This is a genomic window from Spiractinospora alimapuensis (assembly GCF_018437505.1).
GTDB classification, from domain to species: Bacteria; Actinomycetota; Actinomycetes; order Streptosporangiales; family Streptosporangiaceae; genus Spiractinospora; species Spiractinospora alimapuensis.
The window spans coordinates 1189602-1210270 of the sequence record NZ_CP072467.1 but is presented as its reverse complement, the minus strand read 5'-3'; the positions used below and the strand labels follow the sequence as shown (position 1 = coordinate 1210270).

Sequence of the window (20669 nt, the reverse complement as noted above, 5' to 3'; positions counted from 1 at the left end):
CGGTGACGGCGCTGGCCGCCGCGGTGGGTAGGAAGACCCCCGAAAGGGGTTCATCGGGACGCCGAAAAGCCACCTCGGTAGGCTTGACGGGTCATGTCCCCTCTTGACAAGGAGTACGCCGCAGTGCGTATCGCGGTATCCGCCTCCATCGCTACCGACCATCTCATGACCTTCGGAGGGAAGTTCTCCGAGCAGCTCGTCGCTGACCAACTGGAGAACATTTCGCTGTCCTTCCTGGTAGACGAGCTGGAGATGCGGCGCGGTGGCGTCGCCTGCAACATCTCCTACGCCCTGGGCCGTCTCGGCCTCAACCCCGTCCTCGTGGGCGCCGTCGGCGCCGACTTCGGGGAGTACCGCGCCTGGCTGGACCGCCACGGTGTGGATACCTCCCAGGTCCTCGTGTCCAGCACCCGCCACACGGCGCGGTTCGTTTGCACGACCGACCGCGACCAGAACCAGCTCGCCTCCTTCTACCCCGGGGCGATGTCGGAGGCCCGGGACATCGACCTCGGCGCCATCGTGAACCACACCGGCGGCCTCGACCTCGTGCTCATCGGAGCCGACGACCCGCAGGCCATGGTGCTGCGCAGCAAGGAGTGCCGAGAGAAGGGCATCGCGTTCGCGGCCGACCCCTCCCAGCAGCTCGCCATCATGGAGGGCCCCGACGTCCGGGAGCTCATCGAGGGCGCGACCTACATGTTCACCAACGAGTACGAGGCCGGACTCGCCCAGCAGAAGACCGGGTGGAGCGCTGACGAGATCCTGGACCGCGTGGGGACCCGGATCACCACACTCGGTGGGAAGGGCGTCCGTATCGAGCGCAAGGGTGAGCCCCCGGTGCACGTGCGTTCGGCCGCCGTGCGCGAACAGGTCGACCCCACCGGGGTGGGTGACGCCTTCCGTGGTGGTTTCCTCGCCGCTCTCGCGTGGGGCGAGTCACTGGAGCGCGCGGCCGAGGTCGGTAACGCGGTCGCCGTCCACGCCCTGGAGGTCACCGGACCGCAGGAATACGAGCTCACCAAGGAGTCGCTCCTGCGCCGTCTGACCGACTCCTACGGCCCGGAGTCGGCGGCCGCGGTCGAAGGGCACCTGTGAGGGCTTAAGCTGGGATGCTGTAACTGCCACGCGGAACCGCGGCAACGAACGGCGTCACCGCCGTGCCACCCAGAACCAGGCAAGCCTTACCTGGGGGTTTCGCACGCTTCGATCATGACCTGAGAGGACCCACACATGCGCTACACCGGACCCAAGGTGCGGTTGTCACGGCGCGCCGGTGTTCCCTTGACCCGTAAGGCGGTCAAGTACTTCGAGAAGCGGCCGTACCCCCCGGGTGAGCACGGCCGCCGCGTCCGGCGTTCCAACAGTGACTACGGCCTGCGGCAACTGGAGAAGCAGAAGCTGCGCTGGTACTACGACCTGTCCGAGAAGCAGCTCTCCCGTACCTTCGAGAGCGCCCGCAAGCGCTCGGGACGTACGGGTGAGGAGCTCATCGCTGAGCTCGAACTGCGTCTGGCGACCGTGGTGCTGCGTGCGGGGCTCGCCCCCTCCATCTACGCCGCGCGTCAGTTCGTCAACCACGGTCACATCACCGTGGACGGGCGCAAGGTGGACATCCCGTCGTACAAGGTGAAGCCGGGACAGGTCATCGGGGTGCGGGAGAAGTCCCGCGCCATGGTGCCGTTCATCGAGGCCGCCGAAGGCGTGCACGCCGACGAGCGCATCGCTGGCTACCTCGCGGTCAGCCACAAGGAACTCCGCGTCGCCGTGGTCGACCGACCCAAGCGTGACCAGGTTCCGGTGCCGTTCAACGAGCAGCTGGTGGTTGAGTACTACTCCCGCTGACACGGCATTCTGGAGGGCCCTGTCCGGTTCGTCCGGGCGGGGCCTTCCGCTGTGCGGAGCGTGTCGGCGCGCGGGGCGTTCCACAGCATCGGCCACCCCCCGTGGATTCCGGTGAGAGAACCCGGTGACGCGGCTAAGGGGACCCGGTGCGGGCCGCTCTCAGTGCAACGATACGCTCGCCTTAGCTCGCCGCGGTGTACGTGGAACAACCCCGCGCACAGCGCCTGGAGGCGTCGCGGCGAGCCGGGGAGAAAACCGCAGACCTGTTCCTGGCTCGGACCGGTGCCGTGCAACACGCTGGCGGCCAAAGTCCGTGCCGCCAGTGGGGACGGTGGCGCGATATGGTCTCCCCTGAAAACCTAGGACAACCGACAGCCCGCGGGACGCGGGCAGCAACGCTGGGAAGGCATTCCGTGAGTCCGACCCTTCGGAATCGGCATTCGCGCCGATGGGCATCACGTGGCGCCGCGCTCGCCGTACTTGGCCTCGCACTGACGGGCTGTTCGGGAGAGGCCGCGCGCCTTGGTGTGCCGGAGCCGATTACCGCGCAGGGCGAGCGCGTCCTGGACCTCTGGCAGGGGTCGTGGGTGGCGGCGTTCGCGGTGGGCATCCTCGTGTGGGGGTTGATCATCTGGTCGGTGATCTTCCACCGCAAACGTTCGAGCCAACTCCCGCCCCAGGTGCGCTACAACCTCCCGATCGAGGCGCTCTACACCGTGCTGCCGATCGTGGTGATCGCGGTGCTCTTCTACTTCACCGCGCGCGACCAGAACTACATCACCGACACCGACCGTGACCCCGACGTCACCATCGACGTGCTCGCGTACCAGTGGAGCTGGCAGTTCACCTACGACGGCGAGGAGAACATCGAGGGCGACGACGTCGCCGTCTCCGGTGTTCCCGGGCCCGAGGGTTCGCCCCACATGGTCGTGCCCAACGACAGCGTCGTCCACTTCAACCTCGAGTCCCCCGACGTCATCCACTCGTTCTGGATCCCGGCGTTCCTGTTCAAGATGGACGTCATTCCTGGGCAACCCAACGAGTTCCAGGTCGACGTGCATGTTCCCGAGGAAGAGGTCGAGAACGGCGACGCCGTCTTCGAGGGCCGTTGTGCCGAACTCTGCGGCGTCGAGCACTCGCAGATGCTGTTCACCGTCGAGGTCATGTCCCCCGAGGACTACGAGGCCTGGCTCGAGGAGCAGAAGAACAACCCCGCCCCCCTTCCGGACATCGCCGAGCTCGAGGGCGTCGTCGAGGGCGAACAGGACGACGTGCAGCAGGAGCAGGACGAGCAGGAGCAGGCCGAGGAGGAGGCGGCCACATCATGACCACCGTGAGCGAACCCCGCGCTGGCGCGGTGGGAGGAGCGGCGCCGACCCGCAAGGGCTCGGCCGTCGTCAACTGGATGACCTCCACCGACCACAAGATCATCGGGTACATGTACCTGGTGACCGCGTTCTGCTTCTTCCTGATCGCGGGCATCATGGCGCTGCTGATCCGCGCCGAGTTGATGTTCCCCGGCATGCAGGTGATGAGCTACGAACAGTTCAACCAACTGTTCACGATGCACGGCACCATCATGCTGCTGCTGTTCGCGACCCCGCTGTTCGTGGGCTTCGCCAACATCATCATTCCGCTCCAGATCGGAGCGCCCGACGTGGCGTTCCCGCGGATGAACATCTTCGGGTACTACCTGTTCCTGTTCGGTGGCCTCATCGTCATCAGCGGGTTCCTGACCCCCGGCGGGGCGGCCAGCTTCGGCTGGTTCGCCTACACGCCCCTGTCCGACGCGGTGCGGTCGCCCGGCGTGGGTGGCGACCTGTGGATCATGGGCCTCGTCGTGTCCGGTCTGGGCACGATCCTCGCCACCGTCAACTTCATCACCACCATCGTGTGTATGCGCGCTCCGGGCATGACCATGTTCCGGATGTCCATCTTCACGTGGAACGTCCTGTTCACTAGCATCCTCGTGCTGATCGCCTTCCCCGTGCTGACCGCGGCGCTGATCGCGCTCGGCGCCGACCGGATGGTGGGCACCCAGGTGTTCAACCCGGAGCACGGTGGCGCCATCCTGTGGCAACACCTGTTCTGGTTCTTCGGGCACCCCGAGGTCTACATCATCGCGTTGCCCTTCTTCGGTATCGCGACCGAGATCCTGCCGGTGTTCAGCCGTAAGCCCATCTTCGGGTACAAGAGCCTGGTCGCCGCCACCATGGCCATCACCGGGCTTTCGGTCACGGTCTGGGCGCACCACATGTTCCCGACGGGGGCGGTGCTCCTCCCGTTCTTCTCGTTCATGTCGTTCCTGATCGCGGTACCGACCGGGGTGAAGTTCTTCAACTGGGTCGGGACGATGTGGCGTGGGCAACTGACCTTCGAGACGCCGATGCTGTACACCATCGGGTTCCTGGTGACCTTCCTGTTCGGTGGTCTCACCGGTGTTCTGCTGGCGTCCCCGCCGATCGACTTCCACGTCACCGACAGCTACTTCGTGGTGGCGCACTTCCACTACGTCGTGTTCGGCACCGTGGTGTTCGCGATGTTCGCCGGGTTCTACTTCTGGTGGCCGAAGTTCACGGGCAAGATGTTGGACGAGCGGATCGGCAAGATTCAGTTCTGGCTGCTCTTCCTCGGCTTCCACGGCACGTTCCTGGTGCAGCACTGGCTGGGTGCCGCGGGTATGCCGCGCCGCTACGCCGACTACCTGCCCTCCGACGGGTTCACCGAGCTGAACGTGTTCTCGTCGGTGAGCTCGTTCGTGCTCGGCGCCTCCACGCTGCTGTTCTTCTACAACATCTGGAAGACGGCGAAGACGGCCCCGATGGTGCGGGCGGACGACCCGTGGGGCTACGGATGCTCCCTGGAGTGGGCGACGTCCTGCCCGCCGCCGCGGCACAACTTCGTGTCACTGCCGCGGATCCGGTCCGAGCGCCCGACGTTCGACCTCAACCATCCCCATGCCGCCGCGCCCGGCGCCGCCGCGCCGAGCGCGCGTTAGTTTCGAGGAGCAGCAATGAAGAGCCAGGCGTACATATGGGGTGGCATCGGGGCTTTCCTCATCCTGGTCGTCGGCGTATACATCTACTGGATCCTCGCCGAACCCGCGAGCGTGGGTGGGGGCGGCATCGAGTGGACCGGCACCGTCGCGTTGGTCTTCTCGGTTCCCTTCTCCTTCATGGTGGGGTTCTGGATCTGGCAGGCCGCGCGACGCAGTGAGCGTCACCACGGCCTCGCTCCGGAGGACGACAAGGAAGGCGAGATCGCCGAGAACGCCGGCGAGTACGGGTTCTTCAGCCCGCACAGTTGGTGGCCGCTGTTCGTCGCGATGGCGGTGAGCTTCGCCGCGCTGGGCATCGTCTTCGGTTGGTGGATGTTCGCCACGGGGGCCGTCGCCGTAGTGCTGACCGCGCTCGGCTGGGTCTTCGAGTACTACCGCAAGGAGTTCCAGCACTAGACGGTGCTGGCCCGACCGGCGGTGGTTTCACGCCACGAGGTCCGCCCGTCCCAGAACCACTGGGATGGGCGGACCTCTTCGTGTGCCGGCCCACGCGCCCGTGTCCGGTGACTCGTCGGACGCGGTGGTCCCGAACGATTCCGGGACGCTGGAGCCGTCGGAAGCTAATGAGTCCGCACCGGGACGACGAATGAGATTGCCCCGTGATCTGGGGGATGTAGCGTTGTCAGGGTGCGGGTACCAGTCGCGGTATCCTTCTGTGTTCGGACAGCTACGCTGGAGACAGGTTTTTCCCAACGGTGGAACCGTGCGGGAAACCTCAGAGGGGCGCGGCGCGTCCTAGTACAAGGACAGTAAAGCTTCGGGCCACCGTGCGACCCTGGAGGACCCTCTCGTTATGAGCGACGCATCCCTATCCCTGCGTTGGCGGACCGGCGTCGCCGTCGTCGGCGCGCTCGTCCTGTTGAGCGCTGGATGTTCGGGGGCGAGTGAAGCCGCGAACACGGGGGATTCCTCCCCTGACGTCTCGGTGACCGTGACACCCGAGGACGGCTCCGAGTCAGTCCGTCCCGACCTCCCCCTGACGGTCGAGGCCAGCGACGGCACCATCACCGACGTTCAGGTGGACGTCGCCGGTGGCGCGGCGGAGGAGGACGACGGCGCGGAAGAGGTCGCCGCCGAGGGGGAGGACGCGGAGGCCGAGGAGGAGGGGCACACCCTCGACGAGGTCACGGGGTCGCTCAACGAGGAGGAGACCCAGTGGGTCTCCGACTGGACACTGCCCCCCGGCGCCGACCTGACGGTGACGGTGACCGCGGCCAACGAGGACGGGGAGGAGTCCGAGCACGTCTCGGAGTTCTCGACCGAGTCCGCCACCGAGGGACAGCGCCTGGAGATCACCTCCAACTTCCCGACCAGCGGGCAGGAGGTCGGGGTCGGCATGCCGATCATCATCAACTTCGACATGCCCGTGGAGAACAAGGAACAGGTCGAGTCCGCGGTCGAGGTCCTCTCGGAGGAGCCGAACGAGATCGCCGCCAACTGGGTCGGCGACGAGATGATGGTCATGCGTCCCGCCGAGTACTGGGACCCCTACCAGGAGATCACCGTCAACGTGCGGCTGGCGGGCGTGCAGTTCGCCGACGGCCAGTACGCCGACCGCAACTACCAGATCAACTTCGACGTCGGCCGTGAGCAGATCACGGAGATGCACGTCCCCGACCACGAGATGATCGTGTCGGTCGACGGCGAGGTGGAGAAGACCTTCCCGGTCTCCAACGGGGCGGCCAACCGCGAGTTCGACACCACCATGAGCGGAACCCAGCTCACCATGGAGAAGTACACCGACCTCACCATGGACTCCGCCACGGTCGGGATCCCCGAGGGTTCCCCCGGCTACTACCGGCTCGACGTGAAGTACGCGGTGCGCATCTCCAACAGTGGCGAGTTCACCCACGCGGCGGACTACCACAACGACCACGGCGTCCGGAACAACAGCAACGGGTGCACCAACATGCTCACTGAGGACGCGCTGTGGTTCTACGAGAACTCCCTCATGGGCGACCCGGTGGTGAAGTCGGGCACCGACCGCGAGGCCGAGTGGGACAACGGGTGGGCGTACTGGCAGCGTTCCTGGGACGAGTGGATGGAGAACAGCCCGCTCGGTGAGGCCCAGAACACCGGAGAGGCCGGCACGCCCGACGCCCCGCCGGTGGGCGAGGACTCCAGGGACGTGGAGGACACCGAAGGCGAGGAAGGCGCGGACGAGGGCACCGAGGAAGGTGCTGAGGAGCCCGCCGAGTAGGTCAGAGTCTCGCTCCAGAATCAGACGCCGCTGGGCCGCCCCGAGATCCCTCGGGACGGCCCAGCGGCGTCTGTGGGGTGTGGAACCGGTGGGGGAGTGGTGCTCCTCGCCTCCCGGTGCCCCGGATGTCCTTGGTGCGTTGTCGGCCGTGCCAGGTGGGCTCCCGAGCGTTCCGTGGGCCCCGCGCCTCAGGGGCCCGGGGGCTCCTGGACCCTCCCGGGGATCAGCCTCTGTCGGCCACGGCGGTCAGCGCTGTCGTGGCGTCGTCCAGAGGCACCTGAGCGATGGCCTCGCACGACCCACGGGGTGGCGGTCGGGTGACTCCGCCGCGCTGGGTCCCTGGGGTGAGTACCGACTGGACGGAGCGGCGTGACGCCCACGACCTGGCTACGGGAGTGTGCGGGCCGGTCACGACATCGAGGCCGGAGCCGAGCCCGGCACGGGTCGTCCTCCTGCCGAGGGCGGCGAGGGGTCGCGTAGACGGGGAGGGCGCCGGACAGACGTCGGGGGCCGGGCTTCACGATCGTGAAGCCCGGCCCCCGAGTTCGGACCGACAGTCGTGTCCGTCCGACCTGCTCCTACCGGCCGGAGCGCACCTCGTCGTGGACCTCTTCGGGGCCCTCGTCGTGAGCGTGCGGCTCCACGTCGGCCATCGAGACGTTGTCCTTGGTGAACCAGTGGTTCAGCCGGATCTGGAGGCGACCCTTCATCGTGCGTCGCCGTGGGTCCACCACCCCGTTCTCGTCAGTCTCCTGGGAACTCGCCGGGACGAGGTCCTCCTTGGCACTGATCGAGTCCTGGGTCTCCTCGGAGATCGGGCGATGCACCTCGAGGAACTCACCACTGGGCAGCTGGCGCACGACGCCGCTCTCGTAGCCGTGCTCCAGGGTCGCCCGGTCCCGACGCTGCAGTCCCAGGCAGATCCGCTTGGTGATGATGAAGGCGATCACCGGTCCGATGATGGCGGCCACACGGAAGAAGTACGTCGTCCAGTAGAGACTGATCGAGAACGTCTCCGCGATCACGTCGTTGGCACCGGCGGCCCACAGCAGTCCGTAGAACGTCATTCCGGCGACGCCGAGCCCGGTGCGGGCGGGGGCGTTGCGGGGACGGTCGAGGACGTTGTGGACGCGGCGGTCCCCGGTGATCCATCGTTCGACCCACGGCCAGACCCCCAGCGCGGTGAAGAGCGCGCCGAAGATGACCACAGCGGGGAACAGTACGCCGGTGGGGATCACGTAGCCGGCTATCCAGATATCGAACCAGTCCGGGAAGATACGCAAGGCACCTTCCAGGAAGCCCATATACCAGTCGGGTTGCAGACCCGAGGTGACGGATGTGGGTGTGAACGGTCCGAACAGGTGGATCGGGTTGATCTGCACCAGGGCGCTGAGGCCGGCGATCACGGCGAACGTGAAGAAGAAGAACGCGCCGGCCTTGACCGCGAACGCCGGGTACATCGGGGACCCGACGACGGTCTTGTCGCTGCGGCCCGGGCCGGGCCACTGCGTGTGCTTCTGGTGCCACAGGATCATGAAGTGCGCGGTGATCAGCGCCAGCAGGATCCCCGGCAGCACGAGGATGTGCAGCAGGTACAGCCGACTGATGATGTCCTCACCCGGGAACTCCCCGCCGAACAGGAAGAACGACAGGTGCGGTCCCACAAGTGGCACCGACATCATCACACCCTGCAGGATGCGAACACCGTGCCCAGAAGGCAGGTCGTCCGGCAGCGAGTAGCCGAACAGCCCTTCCAGGATGGAGATCACGAAGATCAGGACACCGATCACCCAGTTGATCTCACGCGGACGCCGGAAGGCGCCGGTGAAGAAGATCCGCAGCATGTGCGCGGCGATCGAGCCCAGGAAGATCAGGGCCGCCCAGTGGTGGATCTGGCGAATCAGGTTCCCGCCACGGACCTCGAACATGATGTGCAACGTCGAGGCGTAGGCCTCGCTCATCTCCACACCGTTGAGGCGGGCGTAGGAGCCCTCGTAAATGATCTCCTGCATGCTCGGCTTGAACCACAGTGAGAGGAACACGCCGGTCAGGATCAGGATGATGAACGAGTAGAGCGCGATCTCGCCCAGCATGAACGACCAGTGGTTCGGGAACACCTTGCGGAGGTTCTTCTCCCAGGCGATCTTGAACCGGTCGTCGACGAAGTTGCCAAGCCCCTTGAGCGCCTTCGGGGATTCCGTTGTGCTCACTGGCTAGTCCTCCTTCTCCGCGTCCCAGAAGGTGGGTCCGACCGGGCTGGAGAAGTCCCCAGCGGCGACCAGGTAGCCCTCGGAATCCACGCGGATCGGCAACTGCGGCAGGGGCCGCGCGGCCGGACCGAAGACCACCTTGGCCGCGTTGGCGGCGTCGAACGTGGACTGGTGGCAGGGGCACAGGATCCGGTGTGTGGTGCGCTCGTACAGCGCCGCCGGACATCCCACGTGGGTGCAGATCTTGGAGTAGGCGACGATGCCGTCGTGCGTCCAGCCGATCCGCTCGTCGGTCATTTCCTCCCCGAAGTCCTCGGGATCCATCTTGATCAGGATCGTCGAGCTCTTCGCCTGCTCGTTCAGGCTGACCGGGTGGTCGGGGTCCTCGGTGTTCTCCGGCAGGACCGCGATCATGCCGCCGACCTCCAGGTCGGTGGCCTTGATGTGGCGGGTGGTGCCCTCCACGACCATGTAGTGGCCGTCCTCCCACATGGTGTGCCGCAGCTTGTCGCCGGGCAGCGGCCCGGCGTCGCGCAGCAACACGATGGGGGCGATCCCCAGTGGCAGCATGGAGAGCAGCAGCGTCCGGCGCATGAGTGGGCGCTTGGTGAAGCCGCTCTCGTTGGCCCCGCGCATGAAGAACTCGGAGAACGAGCTCTTCTTCTCCGGGGACGAGGGGAGGTCGTCGTACGGGGACGAGACCTCGTAGTGCGGCATCACGCGCCGGACCCACACGGTCATCCCCGCCGCCAGGGCGAACAGGGCGATCGTCAGAGTCCCGCCGAGCATGAGATTCGACAGCTGCTCAACTCCCGGGTCGGCGATGACGGGAGTGTCATCGGGCCCGGGCGGGAACAGGAAGTAGCTGACGATGAAGCCCACGCCCGCGAGGAACGCGACGACGAACCAGGCCGCGGCCATCCGCTCGCCGGTGCGCTGCCGTTCCTCGGAGTGGCCGTGGGTCTCACTGGCCGGATAGGGGCCCTCGTGCCGGTCGTCCTCGGCGGACGACTCGGTGGAGGTCACGACCTCGTCGGAGTCGACGGGCGTGCCGATGACGCGCTTGGCGCCATCGGATTCGGATGAGTTGTGTGGGTTATCAGTCATGGGCTCGCTGCTTCGCGGTGATCCAGGCTGCCGCGGCGACGATCAGGGCGAGGCCGACGACCCAGGACATGTAGCCCTCGGCGGTCTGCCCCACGCGGTTGAGGTCGAAGATGCCGCCGGCGTTCGGCTCCATCTGGAGTTCCTTGACGTGGGTGATGAGATCCTGCTTCTCCTGCGGCTCCAGGGTCTCATCGTTGAACACCGGCATGTAGCCGGGACCGGTGAGCATCGCCTCGTAGATCTGGCGCGGAGTCGACTCCGTCAGAGGTGGGGCGATGTGCCCGTCGGTCAGCGCACCGCCACCACCGGACCAGCTGTGACAGTGCGCACAGTTGGTGAGGTAGAGGGTCTGACCCGCGTCGATGTCGCCGCCCGCCACGTAAGCGGAGTACGCGTCCTCGTACGCGTCGACAGCGGCCTCGTACTCGGCGTCGCTGTCGAACAAGGCCGGGTCAGGTGCCTCGCCGGGGACATCGAGCGGAATCTCCGGCCCGCCACCGAACTCCGCCTGCACGTAAGCGGCGAGGTTCGCGGTCTGCTGCTGATCCCAGGCCGGGTCCTTACGGGGCATCTGGGTGTCGGGATCCATCGACGGCATGCGTCCGGTGCTGACCTGGAAGTTGACGGCCGCGGCGCCGACACCCTCCAGCGAGGGGCCGCTGAGGTCCTCGTTGGACTCGTACCCCAGACCGTCGTCACCGTGACAACTCATGCAGCTCGCGATGTAGATTTCCCTCCCCTCGCTGATGTCGACGTCGTCGTTGACATCGGCGGCCTGGCTCTGTGCCTGGGCGCGATCGGCGTTGGGCACAAACGCCGCGTATCCGACTCCGAACAACGCCAGAGCCAGAAGGACGACGGCATAGCCCGCCAGGGGATGCCGCCGCCGCGCGGTAATCCATTTCACGGTGTCCCCGTTTCGGGTTACTGGATGAAGTAGATGGTTGCGAACAAGGCGATCCAGACGACGTCAACGAAGTGCCAGTAGTAGGACACGACGATCGCGCTGGTTGCCTGCTGGTGAGTGAAGCGCTTCGCGGCGTACGTGCGTCCCAGCATGAACAGGAACGCGATCAACCCCCCGGTCACGTGCATCGCGTGGAAGCCGGTCGTCAGATAGAACATCGACCCGTAGGGGCTGGACTGAAGGGTCAGTCCGTACTCCACGATCAGTTCGTAGTACTCCACGACCACCCCGGCGAGGAAGGTCAGGCCCATCAGGAAGGTGAGCCCGAACCACCGTCGAAGCTTGCGCACGTCGCCGCGTTCCGCGGCCCAGACGCCGGCCTGAGCCGTGAAGCTGGAGGCAACGAGGATCACGGTGATCCCAAAGGCCCACGGCACGTTGAGGTGCGCGGCGGGCCACTCACCGAACTCTTCGGGGTTGCCGACGGTGACCGATCGGATGGTGAAGTACATCGCGAACAGCGCCGCAAAGAACATGAGCTCGTTGGCCAGCCACACAATGGTGCCAACGCTCACCAGGTCAGGTCGCCTTGCCACACCATGCTCGGGTGCGGATGCTGTCTCTTCGTTCGCGGTTACTGTCGCCACGGGAGCATTATTGCGGTATCTCGCGCCGACTGTGATCCGACCCCCCGTAACGAGCACGACTAGTATCCCCCACGCCGGCCCTTCTCCGCTGGAAATCGGGCGGTTGCGCGGGTTTTCGGCCCCCCGGCGAGGGAGTGAGATCTTGGCCGCGTTCGGGGCGACCGCACGCGTGGCGCCACTGTATAAGCTGGGCGTAGTATGCGCGCGGTAGACCCTGAGCGAAGTTGAGCGAAGTAGGGACGGGCGAAGCATGAGCGAGACCGAGGCTGGGGCACCCCAGCGGGAATCCGCGCGTGGCACGGTGCGGGTACTGCTCTACAGTCACGACGCCGGCGTTCGGGAGCAGGTGCGTCTCGCCGTCGGACGGCGCCCCGCGGCCGACGTCGCCGAGGTCGAGTTCGTGGAGTGCGCGACCGAGCCGATGGTGTGGCGCAAGCTCCGCGCTGGTGAGGTCGACCTGATGATCCTGGACGGCGAGGCGCAGCCCGTCGGCGGGATGGGCCTGTGCCGCCAGGCGAAGGACGAGATCTACCGCTGTCCTCCCACGCTCGTCCTGGTCGGGCGCGCCGATGACAGTTGGCTCGCGGCCTGGTCCCGCGCGGAGGCGGTCGCGTCCCACCCGATCGACCCCACCGACCTCCCGGCCAAGCTGGCCGAACTGATCCGGGAGCACAGCAACCGGATCGTCGCCTCCTCCTGATCGAATCCCGCGACGTCCGTGGTGGCCCCGGACCGCCGCGGGACCGTGTACGACGTCGGTGCCGCGGCCAAGGCGGCGTGCGGCGGCCGCGACGCCGCTCCACGCCGACGCGACACCGAGAGGCCACAGGTTAGGAGCCCACTCGTGACGACCACGAACACCGCGACCGACGGCGGACGCACCTGGTCGGGCCTGCTCTCCTCGCTCCTTCAGGGCGAGTCCCTCAGTGCCGCGGACACGGAGTGGGCCATGAACGAGATCATGTCGGGCTCCGCCACCGACGTGCAGATCGCCGGGTTCGCGGTGGCGCTGCGGGCGAAGGGCGAGCGCGTCGAGGAGGTCGCCGGCCTCGCCACCGCCATGCTCGACAACGCGGTGCCGATCGACGTTCCGGGACGTTCGCTGGACATCGTCGGCACCGGCGGCGACCGAGCGCACACGGTCAACGTGTCCACCATGGCCGCCCTGGTCGCCGCCGCGGCCGGGGCGCAGGTGGTCAAGCACGGAAACCGGGCCGCGTCGTCCTCGTGCGGGACGGCCGACGTCCTGGAGCGGCTCGGCGTCGTGATCGACCTGTCGCCGCGGCACACCGCCGAGGTCGTGGCCGAGGCCGGCATCGGGTTCTGCTTCGCGTCGCAGTTCCACCCGTCGTTCCGACACGCGGCCAAGCCCCGCCGGGAGCTCGCCGTTCCCACGGTCTTCAACTTCCTGGGGCCGCTCACCAACCCCGCACGCCCCCGCGCGTCAGCGATCGGTGTGTTCGACCCCGACATGTGTGAGACCGTCGCCGGCGTGTTCCACCGGCGTGGAGTGGACGCGCTCGTCTTCCGAGGGGACGACGGGCTGGACGAACTCACCACCACCACGACGTCGACGGTGTGGATCGTGAACGCGGAGTCGGTCCGCCGCGAGGTGGTCGACCCTCGCGCCCTCGACATCCCTCCGGCGCCGGAGGGCGCCCTGCGTGGGGGAGACGTGGAGTACAACGCGTCGGCGGTGCGTCGCCTCCTCGCCGGCGAACAGGGTCCGGTACGCGACGCCGTCCTGCTCAACGCCGCCGCTGGCCTGGCGGTACACGCGGGTGTTCCCGGCGATCTCACCGACGCACTGCGCTCGGCCTACGAGCGGGCGGCCACCGCGGTCGACAGTGGCGAGGCCGAACGCCTGCTGGAGCGTTGGGTCGAGGCCGGCCAGTCCCGCGCGAAGACTCCGCGCCGTTAGGCACCCGCCCGTCATCGGCGGGCACCGTGCCGCGCGTTTCCGTCACCGCCCGAGTTCCACAAGGGCCGCGCCCGGCCGCTGGTCGCGGGTGGGAGGGGGTTGGCGGCGAGTCGAACTCCGTGGCCGAATGACGTGTGCGTCGGCCGTCACGCGGAGAACGTCCGTTGCGCGGACGCCGAGGAGGTCCGCTGGTGCCACCGCCGTGCCACACGGGTGGTGGGTGGGCGCGTGACGCCAAGCGGGCACGGGCCGGGACCGGCGGCCGGTCATCGGGCGCACGAACGGACTACACGGACTACCCCGACGGCCACCACACGGGGAGGCCGCCCCGCGCCCAACGGCGGTGGGGCAGTGGGTCGGGTGCGCACTCCGAGGACGTGTCGGAGAGCATCATGGTGGGTCCGTTCGGTTCGCACCGTTTCTCACTCGTGGGCTCGTGCGGCGCCGGCGTCGAGTTGATCCCCGTGGCCGAGAGCGCGTGTGCCGGCGCGCGGGCCTTTCCGACGTGCGACGCGATCCCGCTTCGCACGCACCACGCCAGGCACCCCGCCATGCGCCACGCGTGAGGGGTGGCTGGGCCTGGCCCTGGGTGTGGGGGCCGGACGGTGACCAGCGCGGATGCCTCCGTGAACCATCCATGGCGCGCGTGGCCGAGCGCCGCCAACAACGGACGGGCCTTGCACGTGACGCCTCGTGTGGGCGGGGTGGGGCGGGGCGGTTGGCCGTGGTGGCCCGCTGTGTGTTGGCCACCCCGCGGGAAGCGGGGGTCCCCGCCCGTCGGCGTGGGTCGGTACGGGGGATCGGCGTTGTCCACGCCGGCGCCGCGTGCCACGCCGGAGGTCCAACAGCGACGACTCCCGCCATCCGCGGGGCGCGGTGTCGACCTACTCCATGCCGAGGGAGAAGGCGGCCTCCAGGTCGTGTTGGGAGTAGGTGTGGAACGCGATGTGGGTGTCGGAGGACAGCACGCCGGGGACGCGGTTGACGCGGCCGGGGATGACGGTGGCGAGGTCCTCGTGGGAACGGACGCGCACCATGGCGATGAGGTCGACTCCTCCGGTCACTGAGTAGACCTCACTCACGCCCTCGATCGCGGCGATGGCCTCGGCGACCTCGGGGATGCGCTGGACCTCGGCCTTGATGAGCACGATGGCAGTGACCACGGGACAAACCTCCTGTCGTGCCGCGTCGGCGGGTCTCACCCAACGTTGAGGCGGGGGCCGCCGCGCCAGCGAATCCGGTAGACCAGCAGTCCGCCGATGACACCAGCGATGAAGCCGTAGACGTGCGCGCCGTAGGCGACCTCGGTCTGGGTGTCGGGGAGCAGGCCTTGGTTGACGTAGTGAACATAGTCGATGAGGAAGTAGGTGGCGACGAAGGCCCAGCCAGGGAGTCGTACCGGGATCAGGCCGAACACCAGCGACACGACCCGACTGCGGAACTGCACCACCATGTAGGCGCCCAGTACGCCGAGAATCGCGCCCGACGCGCCCACCAGGGGAATCCCCGAGGACGGCTCCCCGAGCGAGAAACCGACCGTCGCGGCGATACCGGTGCCCAGGTAGAAAAGTCCGTAGCGCACCCGGCCCAGTCGGTCCTCCACCGTGGGCCCGAACACGAACAGATAGATCATGTTGAACAGCAGGTGGAACTCGTCGCCGTGCAGGAACTGCGCGGTGAGGGCGGCCACCCACGGATACTTGGTGAACTCCGCCGCGTCGCCCCCGCACGACGGGGGTGTGCCCGGAAGCTGGTCACCCGTGAGCAGCTCCACCGGGATGGCGCCCCACCGCAGGACGTACAGGTCCTGCTGGCAGAAGCGGACCAACGGCTCCGCGGAGTACCACACGGCCATGAGGGACAGCGGAGACAACAAATAGACCGCGACCGTCACCGCGATCAGGGTGTAGGTGACGACCGGTACCCGGCGGATCGGGTAGTCATCGCTCAGCGGAACTACTGCCACGGTGCCAGTCTGTCAGTTGTGTCAGGTCGACATAGCGTTGCGCCGCGTCCACCGGCGACACCCATGTCCCCTCAACCCGGACGAGGGTGACGTCGGGGCGTTCCAACCAGCGCAGCACACACTCCATCTCGCCGGGCATGGCGGCGGGCGCCGGCGTCGGCCGGTCCGGCTCGGGAACGGTCTCGGCGGTGGCCACCGTGGCCCGCAGATGCGGCCAGGGGTCCTCGCCCGGGGGTGTCGTCACCGTTCCCGCGAGGCGTCCGTGTCGCACCACGCACACCTCGTAGCGGCGGGTCTCGGGGGGAAGGTCGGGTTCGGCGGGCCGGGCCGCCACGATCTCCGGGCACGACGCGAGCGCGCTCAGGCGTTGCGCTCGAGTCGCGCCACGCAGGAAGGCCGCCAGCCGGTCCCGGTGTGCCGCCGCCTCCTCGTAGCGCAACTGTTCGGCGAGGACCTCGATCCGGTCACCCAGGACCGTGACCACGTGACCGGCGCGCGAGGTCATCGCCTCGCGGGCGCTGTCGACGTGGCGCGCGTACTCCTCGACGGAGACGCGCTGTTCGCAGGGGGCGCCGCACCGGTCCAACTGGGCCAGCACACACGATCGGCTGGACCGTCCGGGGGTGATCCGTTGGGTGCACTGCCGCAGTGGGAAGGCGTGGTGCAGTGCCTCCAGGGCTCGCTCCGCCTCCGAGCGGGAGGAGAACGGGCCCATGTGTGGCCCCGGCCCGGTCAGGCCGCGGACGATGGACAGACGGGGAAACGGCTCCGAGGTGAAGCGGATCCACGACGCGCGCTCCGGCCGTCGGGAGCGGCGGTTGTACGACGGGTCGCGTTCGGCGATCAGACGCAGCTCCCGGACCTCGGCCTCCAATGGTGTGCCGCAGACGATCGGAGTGACGCGTTCGGCGAGGTTCAGCATCTCGCGGATCCGGCCGCGCCGTTCCGCCGAGGTGAAGTACGAACGGACACGTTTGCGCATGTTGCCGCTCTTGCCGACGTAGAGCGCTTTGCCCTGACCGTCCTCGAACACGTACACGCCCGGTGCCGTGGGGACGTCGTCGGCGAGGACCCGTTTGCGTCGCTGGGTCGCGGTCGGGGCGGAGCCGAAGCCCCGAAGCTCCTCCAGGGTGTCCACGCCGAAGGCCCCGATGCGTTCGAGGAGGGCGTGGAACACCTCCACCGTCGCCCGGGTGTCGGCGAGGGCTCGGTGGGTGGGCTGGGGATCCGTGCCGAAGAAGCGGGCCAGCGTCGCGAGCTTGTGGTTGGGGATCTCGCTGCGCGGTACGAGTTTCCGGGCGAGGGTGAGGGTGTCCACCACCACGGGTGAGGGCCAAGTGTAGTCGAGCCGACCGCACTCGGCGCGGAGGTGGCCGATGTCGAAGGGCGCGTTGTGCGCGACCACCACGGAGTCGCCGAGGAACTCCAGCAGGCTCGGCAGCACCGCGTCGATCCGGGGCGCCTCGACCACCATCGCGTCGGTGATTCCCGTCAACAGGGTGACCAACGGGGGGATCGGTTGGTCGGGGTTGACGAGGGTCGAGAACATCCCGATCTCCTCGCCGCCGCGAACCTTCACCGCGGCGATCTCCGTGATGCCGTTGGTGCCCGCCCGGCCGCCCGTCGTCTCGATGTCCAAGACGACGAACGAGGTCTCGGCCAGTGGCTGACCGAGATCCTCAAGAGCCATCTGGCCGGGTGTGGTGTCGTTTTGCCGGCTCACGCCGTCAGCCTAGGGGCCGGCGGGGGACACCACGTACGGTCGCGCGGGGTGGCAGGATGTGCGGTATCCCAGAAGGGGGTTGTCAGAAATGGCTGTTCAGCGCGGACCGGTACCAGGGACCGCGGTGTGGCCGGGTGGAGAGGCAGGGAGCGCGGACACATGAGTTCGGCCACAGACAGCGACGGACCGGCATCCGACGACGGTGGCGAGGACACCGGCGACGCGGAGGAGCGCCTGGGCCGTCCCCTGCCCGAATCGGTACGGGCACGGGTCATCGAGTACGCGGCCGAGGTGCTCGGGGGGCTGCCGGACGCGGACCTGCCCGCGCCCTTACGCCGGGTGGCCCGGTTCGAACCGCGCCGCCGCTCCCGACTCGCGGGGCCACAGATCGGAGCGCAACTGGAGAGCGACAGCGCCTTCCGCCGGCTGGTCGGCGACCGGGTGCGCCAGGTCTGGCCGGAACTCTCGAGCGAACTGGGCAGAGGCGTCGTCCCCCCGGCGACGGAACCCGACGTGGTGGCCGCCGCGGCCTACGTCCTGCGCCCCGAGGGCTGGGCCACGATGGTGCGCGACGCCCAGGACGAGCTGGAGCGACGTTCCGCGCGGAAGGAGGCTCGGGAGGCCGACGAGGAACTCGCCGACCTCCGGGCGCGCCTGGAGGAGCAGCGCAAGGAACACCGCCACGAGCTGGACCGTCTTCGTGGTGAGCTGCGTTCCGCGCGGTCCACGATCGCCGACCTGCGGCGCCAGATGCACGCCGAACGGGGGCAGAGCAAGGACGCCACGTCGTCGGCCCGGCGGGAACGCGACCAGTTGGCCGAGGAGCGTGACTCCGCCCAGGGGCACGCCCAACGACTGGAGTCGCAGGTCCGCCGCCTCAGGGCCCGACTGGAGCGGGCGGAGGAGCAGCGAGAGATCGCGCGCCGCGCGGAACGCACCGGACGCAACGCCGAGTCGGCCCGCCTGCGGATGCTCGTCGACCTCCTGATGGACACCGCCCACGGACTGCGCAGCGAGCTCGCGTTGCCCGCCGCGACCGAACGACCCGCCGACGTCGCGACCCGGGACGGCTCGGGCGAGGGAAACCCGCCAGGTGTACTGCTGGGCATTCCCACCGATGACCCGACCCTCATCGACCGTCTCCTCACCCTCCCCGGTGTCCACCTACTGATCGACGGCTACAACGTCACCCAAGGGGCCTACGGGCAGCTCCCGCTCGCCGACCAGCGCCGTCGGCTCCTCACCGGGCTCCAGGGGCTGGCCACGCGCACGAAGGCGGAAATCACCTGCGTGTTCGACGGGGCGGACGTCGAGGGGTCGCGGGTGAGCATGGCGGGTCCGGTGCGGGTACTGTTCAGCAAGCCGAACGAGATCGCCGACGACGTGATCGTTCGTCTCGTCTACGCCGAACCACAGGGCCGCCCGGTCGCGGTGGTCAGCTCCGACCAGGAGATCGTCACGACGGTGCGGCGCGCGGGTGCGCGGCCGGTCCCCTCGGAGATGCTGGCGCGCCGGCTGGGAGAACACTGAACTCCTGATAGCGGAATGGTCACATTTACCGCATGGCCGAAATCACGTGGCGCGATGAATGTGCTGGTTAGCGGTTTATGTGGACATACTGTGCGACTTGTTGCGGTACGTGGCCAGCGGGATTCCTGAGTCGGGAACGCGCCGGAGTGGTTGAGACCGGAACGAGACTCCGCTACCTTCAAGCGACAGTTCCAATTCGTGTGTCCGGCGACGGGCGCTCACCGACGTTCCGGTGTGAGCGCGCCCGGACACGGCAGGCCGCCCCAGCCACCAGCCCCGCAGTCCGGTGAGCCGTGGCCGTGCCTTACAGGCAGCGCCAGAGAGACTAAGGAGCGTTACGAGACGTGTCTAGCACCGGAGTTCGGCGCGCGGCGCGCCGGGCGTTCACTGGCTTCAGCCTCGTTGCGGCGAGTAGCCTCATCCTCCCCCTCGCAGTGGCCCACGCTGACCCAGATGAACTCGAGAGCGAGATCGACGCGCTGACCGAGGAGGTCAGCGAACTGGTCGAAGAACTCAACCAGGCCGAAGAAGACGTTGAGGCCGCGGAGAAACGCCTGGAGGAACTCCAGGACGAGATCGGCGACGAGGAAGAACGCTACGAGGAGCTCCGCGAGAGCGTCGTCGAGTTCGCCGGTGCGCTCTACGGCGGCAGCGACCTGGACTCACCGTCCTCGGTCCTGACCGCCGGCAGCCCCGAGGAGATCCAGGAGAAGGCCGCGGACCTCGGCTACCTCTCCGAGAACCAGACGGCGCAGTTGGACGAGTTCTCCGGCTCCGCCGAGCGGCTCTTCTCCCTGCGTGAGGAGTCAGAGGAGACGCTCGAGGACGCCGAGGAGCGTCGGGACGAGCTCGAGGAGCAGCGCGACGAGGTCGAGTCCACCCTCTCCGACCGTGAGGACGAGCTCGCCGAGATCACCGGCGAGGACGGCTCCGACTCCGACTCCGACTCCGACTCGGAGGGCGCCAGCTACACCGGCTCGGCGACCGGAAACGCGGGCGCGGCGCTGGACTACGCCTTCGCGCAGGTCGGCAAGGCCTACTGCTCCGGCGGTACCGGTCCGGACTGCTACGACTGCTCCGGTCTGACCATGATGTCCTGGCAGGCAGCCGGAGTCAGCCTCCCCCGCGTGACCGGCACCCAGCAGCACGTCGGCCAGGCCGTCTCCTACAGCGACATTCAGCCGGGCGACCTGCTGTTCTTCTACAGCGGGATCAGCCACGTCGGCCTGTACGCCGGTAACGGCCAGATGGTCCACGCGCCGAACCCCCGCAAGTCGGTCGAGGTCGTGCCGCTGGCCGGCTACTGGCAGGGCGAGTTCCAGTTCGCCCGACGCCCGTAGTCGAAGCGTCGAACCGGGGTGCACCACGGGTGCACCCCGGTTTTTTGTGCGTCATGCGCCGTGAATCGCCCACAATGGACTGTTCTGCCACATTTGCCCGAGAATCTGGGGGGATGGTGGCGGTGGTGCGCGTGAATGCGCTATGGTTCCGCCGCAACGTTATCTCCCTGTAATCGCGGGCGTCGCGCTTCCGCACCCCCTCGTGCGTGCCGCGCTCG

General features: G+C 67.9%; 17 protein-coding genes. 10 read left to right on the top strand and 7 right to left on the bottom strand.

All coding sequences use genetic code 11. The features are described 5' to 3' along the window. Positions 1-123: 123 nt before the first annotated feature. From J4H86_RS05580 to J4H86_RS05555, 6 genes are all read left to right on the top strand, one after another. Entirely contained in the window at positions 124-1095 is a 972-nt protein-coding gene (locus J4H86_RS05580; RefSeq protein ID WP_236543919.1) for a carbohydrate kinase family protein, read from the top strand. 135 nt (positions 1096-1230) lie between these two features. After that, positions 1231-1842 carry a 30S ribosomal protein S4 gene (rpsD, locus tag J4H86_RS05575; RefSeq protein ID WP_236542434.1) on the top strand — a complete coding sequence of 204 codons (612 nt, stop codon included), beginning with the start codon at positions 1231-1233 and terminating at the stop codon, positions 1840-1842. A 413-nt stretch (positions 1843-2255) separates the two neighbouring features. Then, complete coding sequence (gene ctaC / locus J4H86_RS05570; RefSeq protein ID WP_449451341.1) at positions 2256-3170, top strand: aa3-type cytochrome oxidase subunit II; 915 nt, start codon at positions 2256-2258, stop codon at positions 3168-3170. Continuing rightward, a complete protein-coding gene (gene ctaD / locus J4H86_RS05565; protein ID WP_236542432.1) occupies positions 3167-4840 on the top strand; it encodes an aa3-type cytochrome oxidase subunit I in 1674 nt (557 codons plus the stop codon). The genes ctaC and ctaD overlap by 4 nt, the downstream gene beginning before the upstream one ends. A gap of 15 nt (positions 4841-4855) precedes the next feature. Beyond that, the gene (locus tag J4H86_RS05560; RefSeq protein WP_236542431.1) at positions 4856-5296 is read left to right on the top strand and encodes a cytochrome c oxidase subunit 4; all 441 of its coding nucleotides are present in this window, start codon (positions 4856-4858) and stop codon (positions 5294-5296) included. A 397-nt stretch (positions 5297-5693) separates the two neighbouring features. Continuing rightward, positions 5694-7100 carry a L,D-transpeptidase gene (locus J4H86_RS05555; RefSeq protein ID WP_236542430.1) on the top strand — a complete coding sequence of 469 codons (1407 nt, stop codon included), beginning with the start codon at positions 5694-5696 and terminating at the stop codon, positions 7098-7100. A 578-nt stretch (positions 7101-7678) separates the two neighbouring features. Here J4H86_RS05555 and qcrB read toward each other — a convergent pair. Genes qcrB through ctaE form a run of 4 tightly spaced genes read right to left on the bottom strand, consistent with a single transcriptional unit; the run spans position 7679 to position 11920 of the window. Next, on the bottom strand, positions 7679-9310 hold the full coding sequence (qcrB, locus tag J4H86_RS05550; RefSeq protein WP_236542429.1) for a cytochrome bc1 complex cytochrome b subunit: 1632 nt from the start codon (positions 9308-9310) through the stop codon (positions 7679-7681). Positions 9311-9313: 3 nt separating this feature from the next. Beyond that, positions 9314-10417, bottom strand: coding sequence for a cytochrome bc1 complex Rieske iron-sulfur subunit (gene qcrA, locus J4H86_RS05545; RefSeq protein WP_236542428.1), 1104 nt, complete (start codon positions 10415-10417; stop codon positions 9314-9316). Beyond that, positions 10410-11324 carry a cytochrome bc1 complex diheme cytochrome c subunit gene (qcrC, locus tag J4H86_RS05540; protein ID WP_236542427.1) on the bottom strand — a complete coding sequence of 305 codons (915 nt, stop codon included), beginning with the start codon at positions 11322-11324 and terminating at the stop codon, positions 10410-10412. The genes qcrA and qcrC overlap by 8 nt, the downstream gene beginning before the upstream one ends. A gap of 17 nt (positions 11325-11341) precedes the next feature. After that, on the bottom strand, positions 11342-11920 hold the full coding sequence (ctaE, locus tag J4H86_RS05535) for an aa3-type cytochrome oxidase subunit III (protein ID WP_449451345.1): 579 nt from the start codon (positions 11918-11920) through the stop codon (positions 11342-11344). Between the two features lie 301 nt (positions 11921-12221). Between ctaE and J4H86_RS05530 the strand changes: the two genes are divergently transcribed. Both J4H86_RS05530 and trpD read left to right on the top strand, forming a co-directional pair. After that, positions 12222-12671: a DNA-binding transcriptional response regulator gene (locus J4H86_RS05530; protein ID WP_236542426.1), complete on the top strand. Its 450-nt coding sequence runs from the start codon at positions 12222-12224 to the stop codon at positions 12669-12671. Positions 12672-12815: 144 nt separating this feature from the next. Further along, positions 12816-13892, top strand: a complete 1077-nt coding sequence (trpD, locus tag J4H86_RS05525) for an anthranilate phosphoribosyltransferase (RefSeq protein WP_236542425.1) — start codon at positions 12816-12818, stop codon at positions 13890-13892. Between the two features lie 884 nt (positions 13893-14776). Here the strand turns inward: trpD and J4H86_RS05520 are convergent. From J4H86_RS05520 to J4H86_RS05510, 3 genes are read right to left on the bottom strand one after another with little or no spacing between them, the layout of a single operon-like run. Continuing rightward, positions 14777-15055 (bottom strand): Lrp/AsnC family transcriptional regulator, encoded by a 279-nt coding sequence (locus J4H86_RS05520; protein WP_236542424.1) that lies wholly within the window; start codon positions 15053-15055, stop codon positions 14777-14779. 35 nt (positions 15056-15090) lie between these two features. Further along, the gene (locus J4H86_RS05515) at positions 15091-15858 is read right to left on the bottom strand and encodes a rhomboid family intramembrane serine protease (RefSeq protein ID WP_236542423.1); all 768 of its coding nucleotides are present in this window, start codon (positions 15856-15858) and stop codon (positions 15091-15093) included. Then, positions 15833-17581 carry a DEDD exonuclease domain-containing protein gene (locus tag J4H86_RS05510; RefSeq protein WP_236542422.1) on the bottom strand — a complete coding sequence of 583 codons (1749 nt, stop codon included), beginning with the start codon at positions 17579-17581 and terminating at the stop codon, positions 15833-15835. The genes J4H86_RS05515 and J4H86_RS05510 overlap by 26 nt, the downstream gene beginning before the upstream one ends. 159 nt (positions 17582-17740) lie before the next feature. On the opposite strand from J4H86_RS05510, the gene J4H86_RS05505 reads away from it, so the two are divergent. Together J4H86_RS05505 and J4H86_RS05500 are read left to right on the top strand one after the other, a co-directional pair. Next, complete coding sequence (locus tag J4H86_RS05505) at positions 17741-19111, top strand: NYN domain-containing protein (RefSeq protein WP_236542421.1); 1371 nt, start codon at positions 17741-17743, stop codon at positions 19109-19111. Between the two features lie 344 nt (positions 19112-19455). After that, positions 19456-20451 carry a C40 family peptidase gene (locus tag J4H86_RS05500; protein ID WP_236542420.1) on the top strand — a complete coding sequence of 332 codons (996 nt, stop codon included), beginning with the start codon at positions 19456-19458 and terminating at the stop codon, positions 20449-20451. The last annotated feature ends 218 nt before the right edge of the window (positions 20452-20669 follow it).

Coding starts and splice junctions, on each gene's coding strand:
- rpsD (WP_236542434.1), top strand. CDS start 1,231: ATGCGCTACACCGGACCCAAGGTGCGGTTGTCACGGCGCGCCGGTGTT.
- ctaD (WP_236542432.1), top strand. CDS start 3,167: ATGACCACCGTGAGCGAACCCCGCGCTGGCGCGGTGGGAGGAGCGGCG.
- J4H86_RS05560 (WP_236542431.1), top strand. CDS start 4,856: ATGAAGAGCCAGGCGTACATATGGGGTGGCATCGGGGCTTTCCTCATC.
- J4H86_RS05555 (WP_236542430.1), top strand. CDS start 5,694: ATGAGCGACGCATCCCTATCCCTGCGTTGGCGGACCGGCGTCGCCGTC.
- qcrA (WP_236542428.1), bottom strand. CDS start 10,417: ATGACTGATAACCCACACAACTCATCCGAATCCGATGGCGCCAAGCGC.
- J4H86_RS05530 (WP_236542426.1), top strand. CDS start 12,222: ATGAGCGAGACCGAGGCTGGGGCACCCCAGCGGGAATCCGCGCGTGGC.
- J4H86_RS05505 (WP_236542421.1), top strand. CDS start 17,741: ATGAGTTCGGCCACAGACAGCGACGGACCGGCATCCGACGACGGTGGC.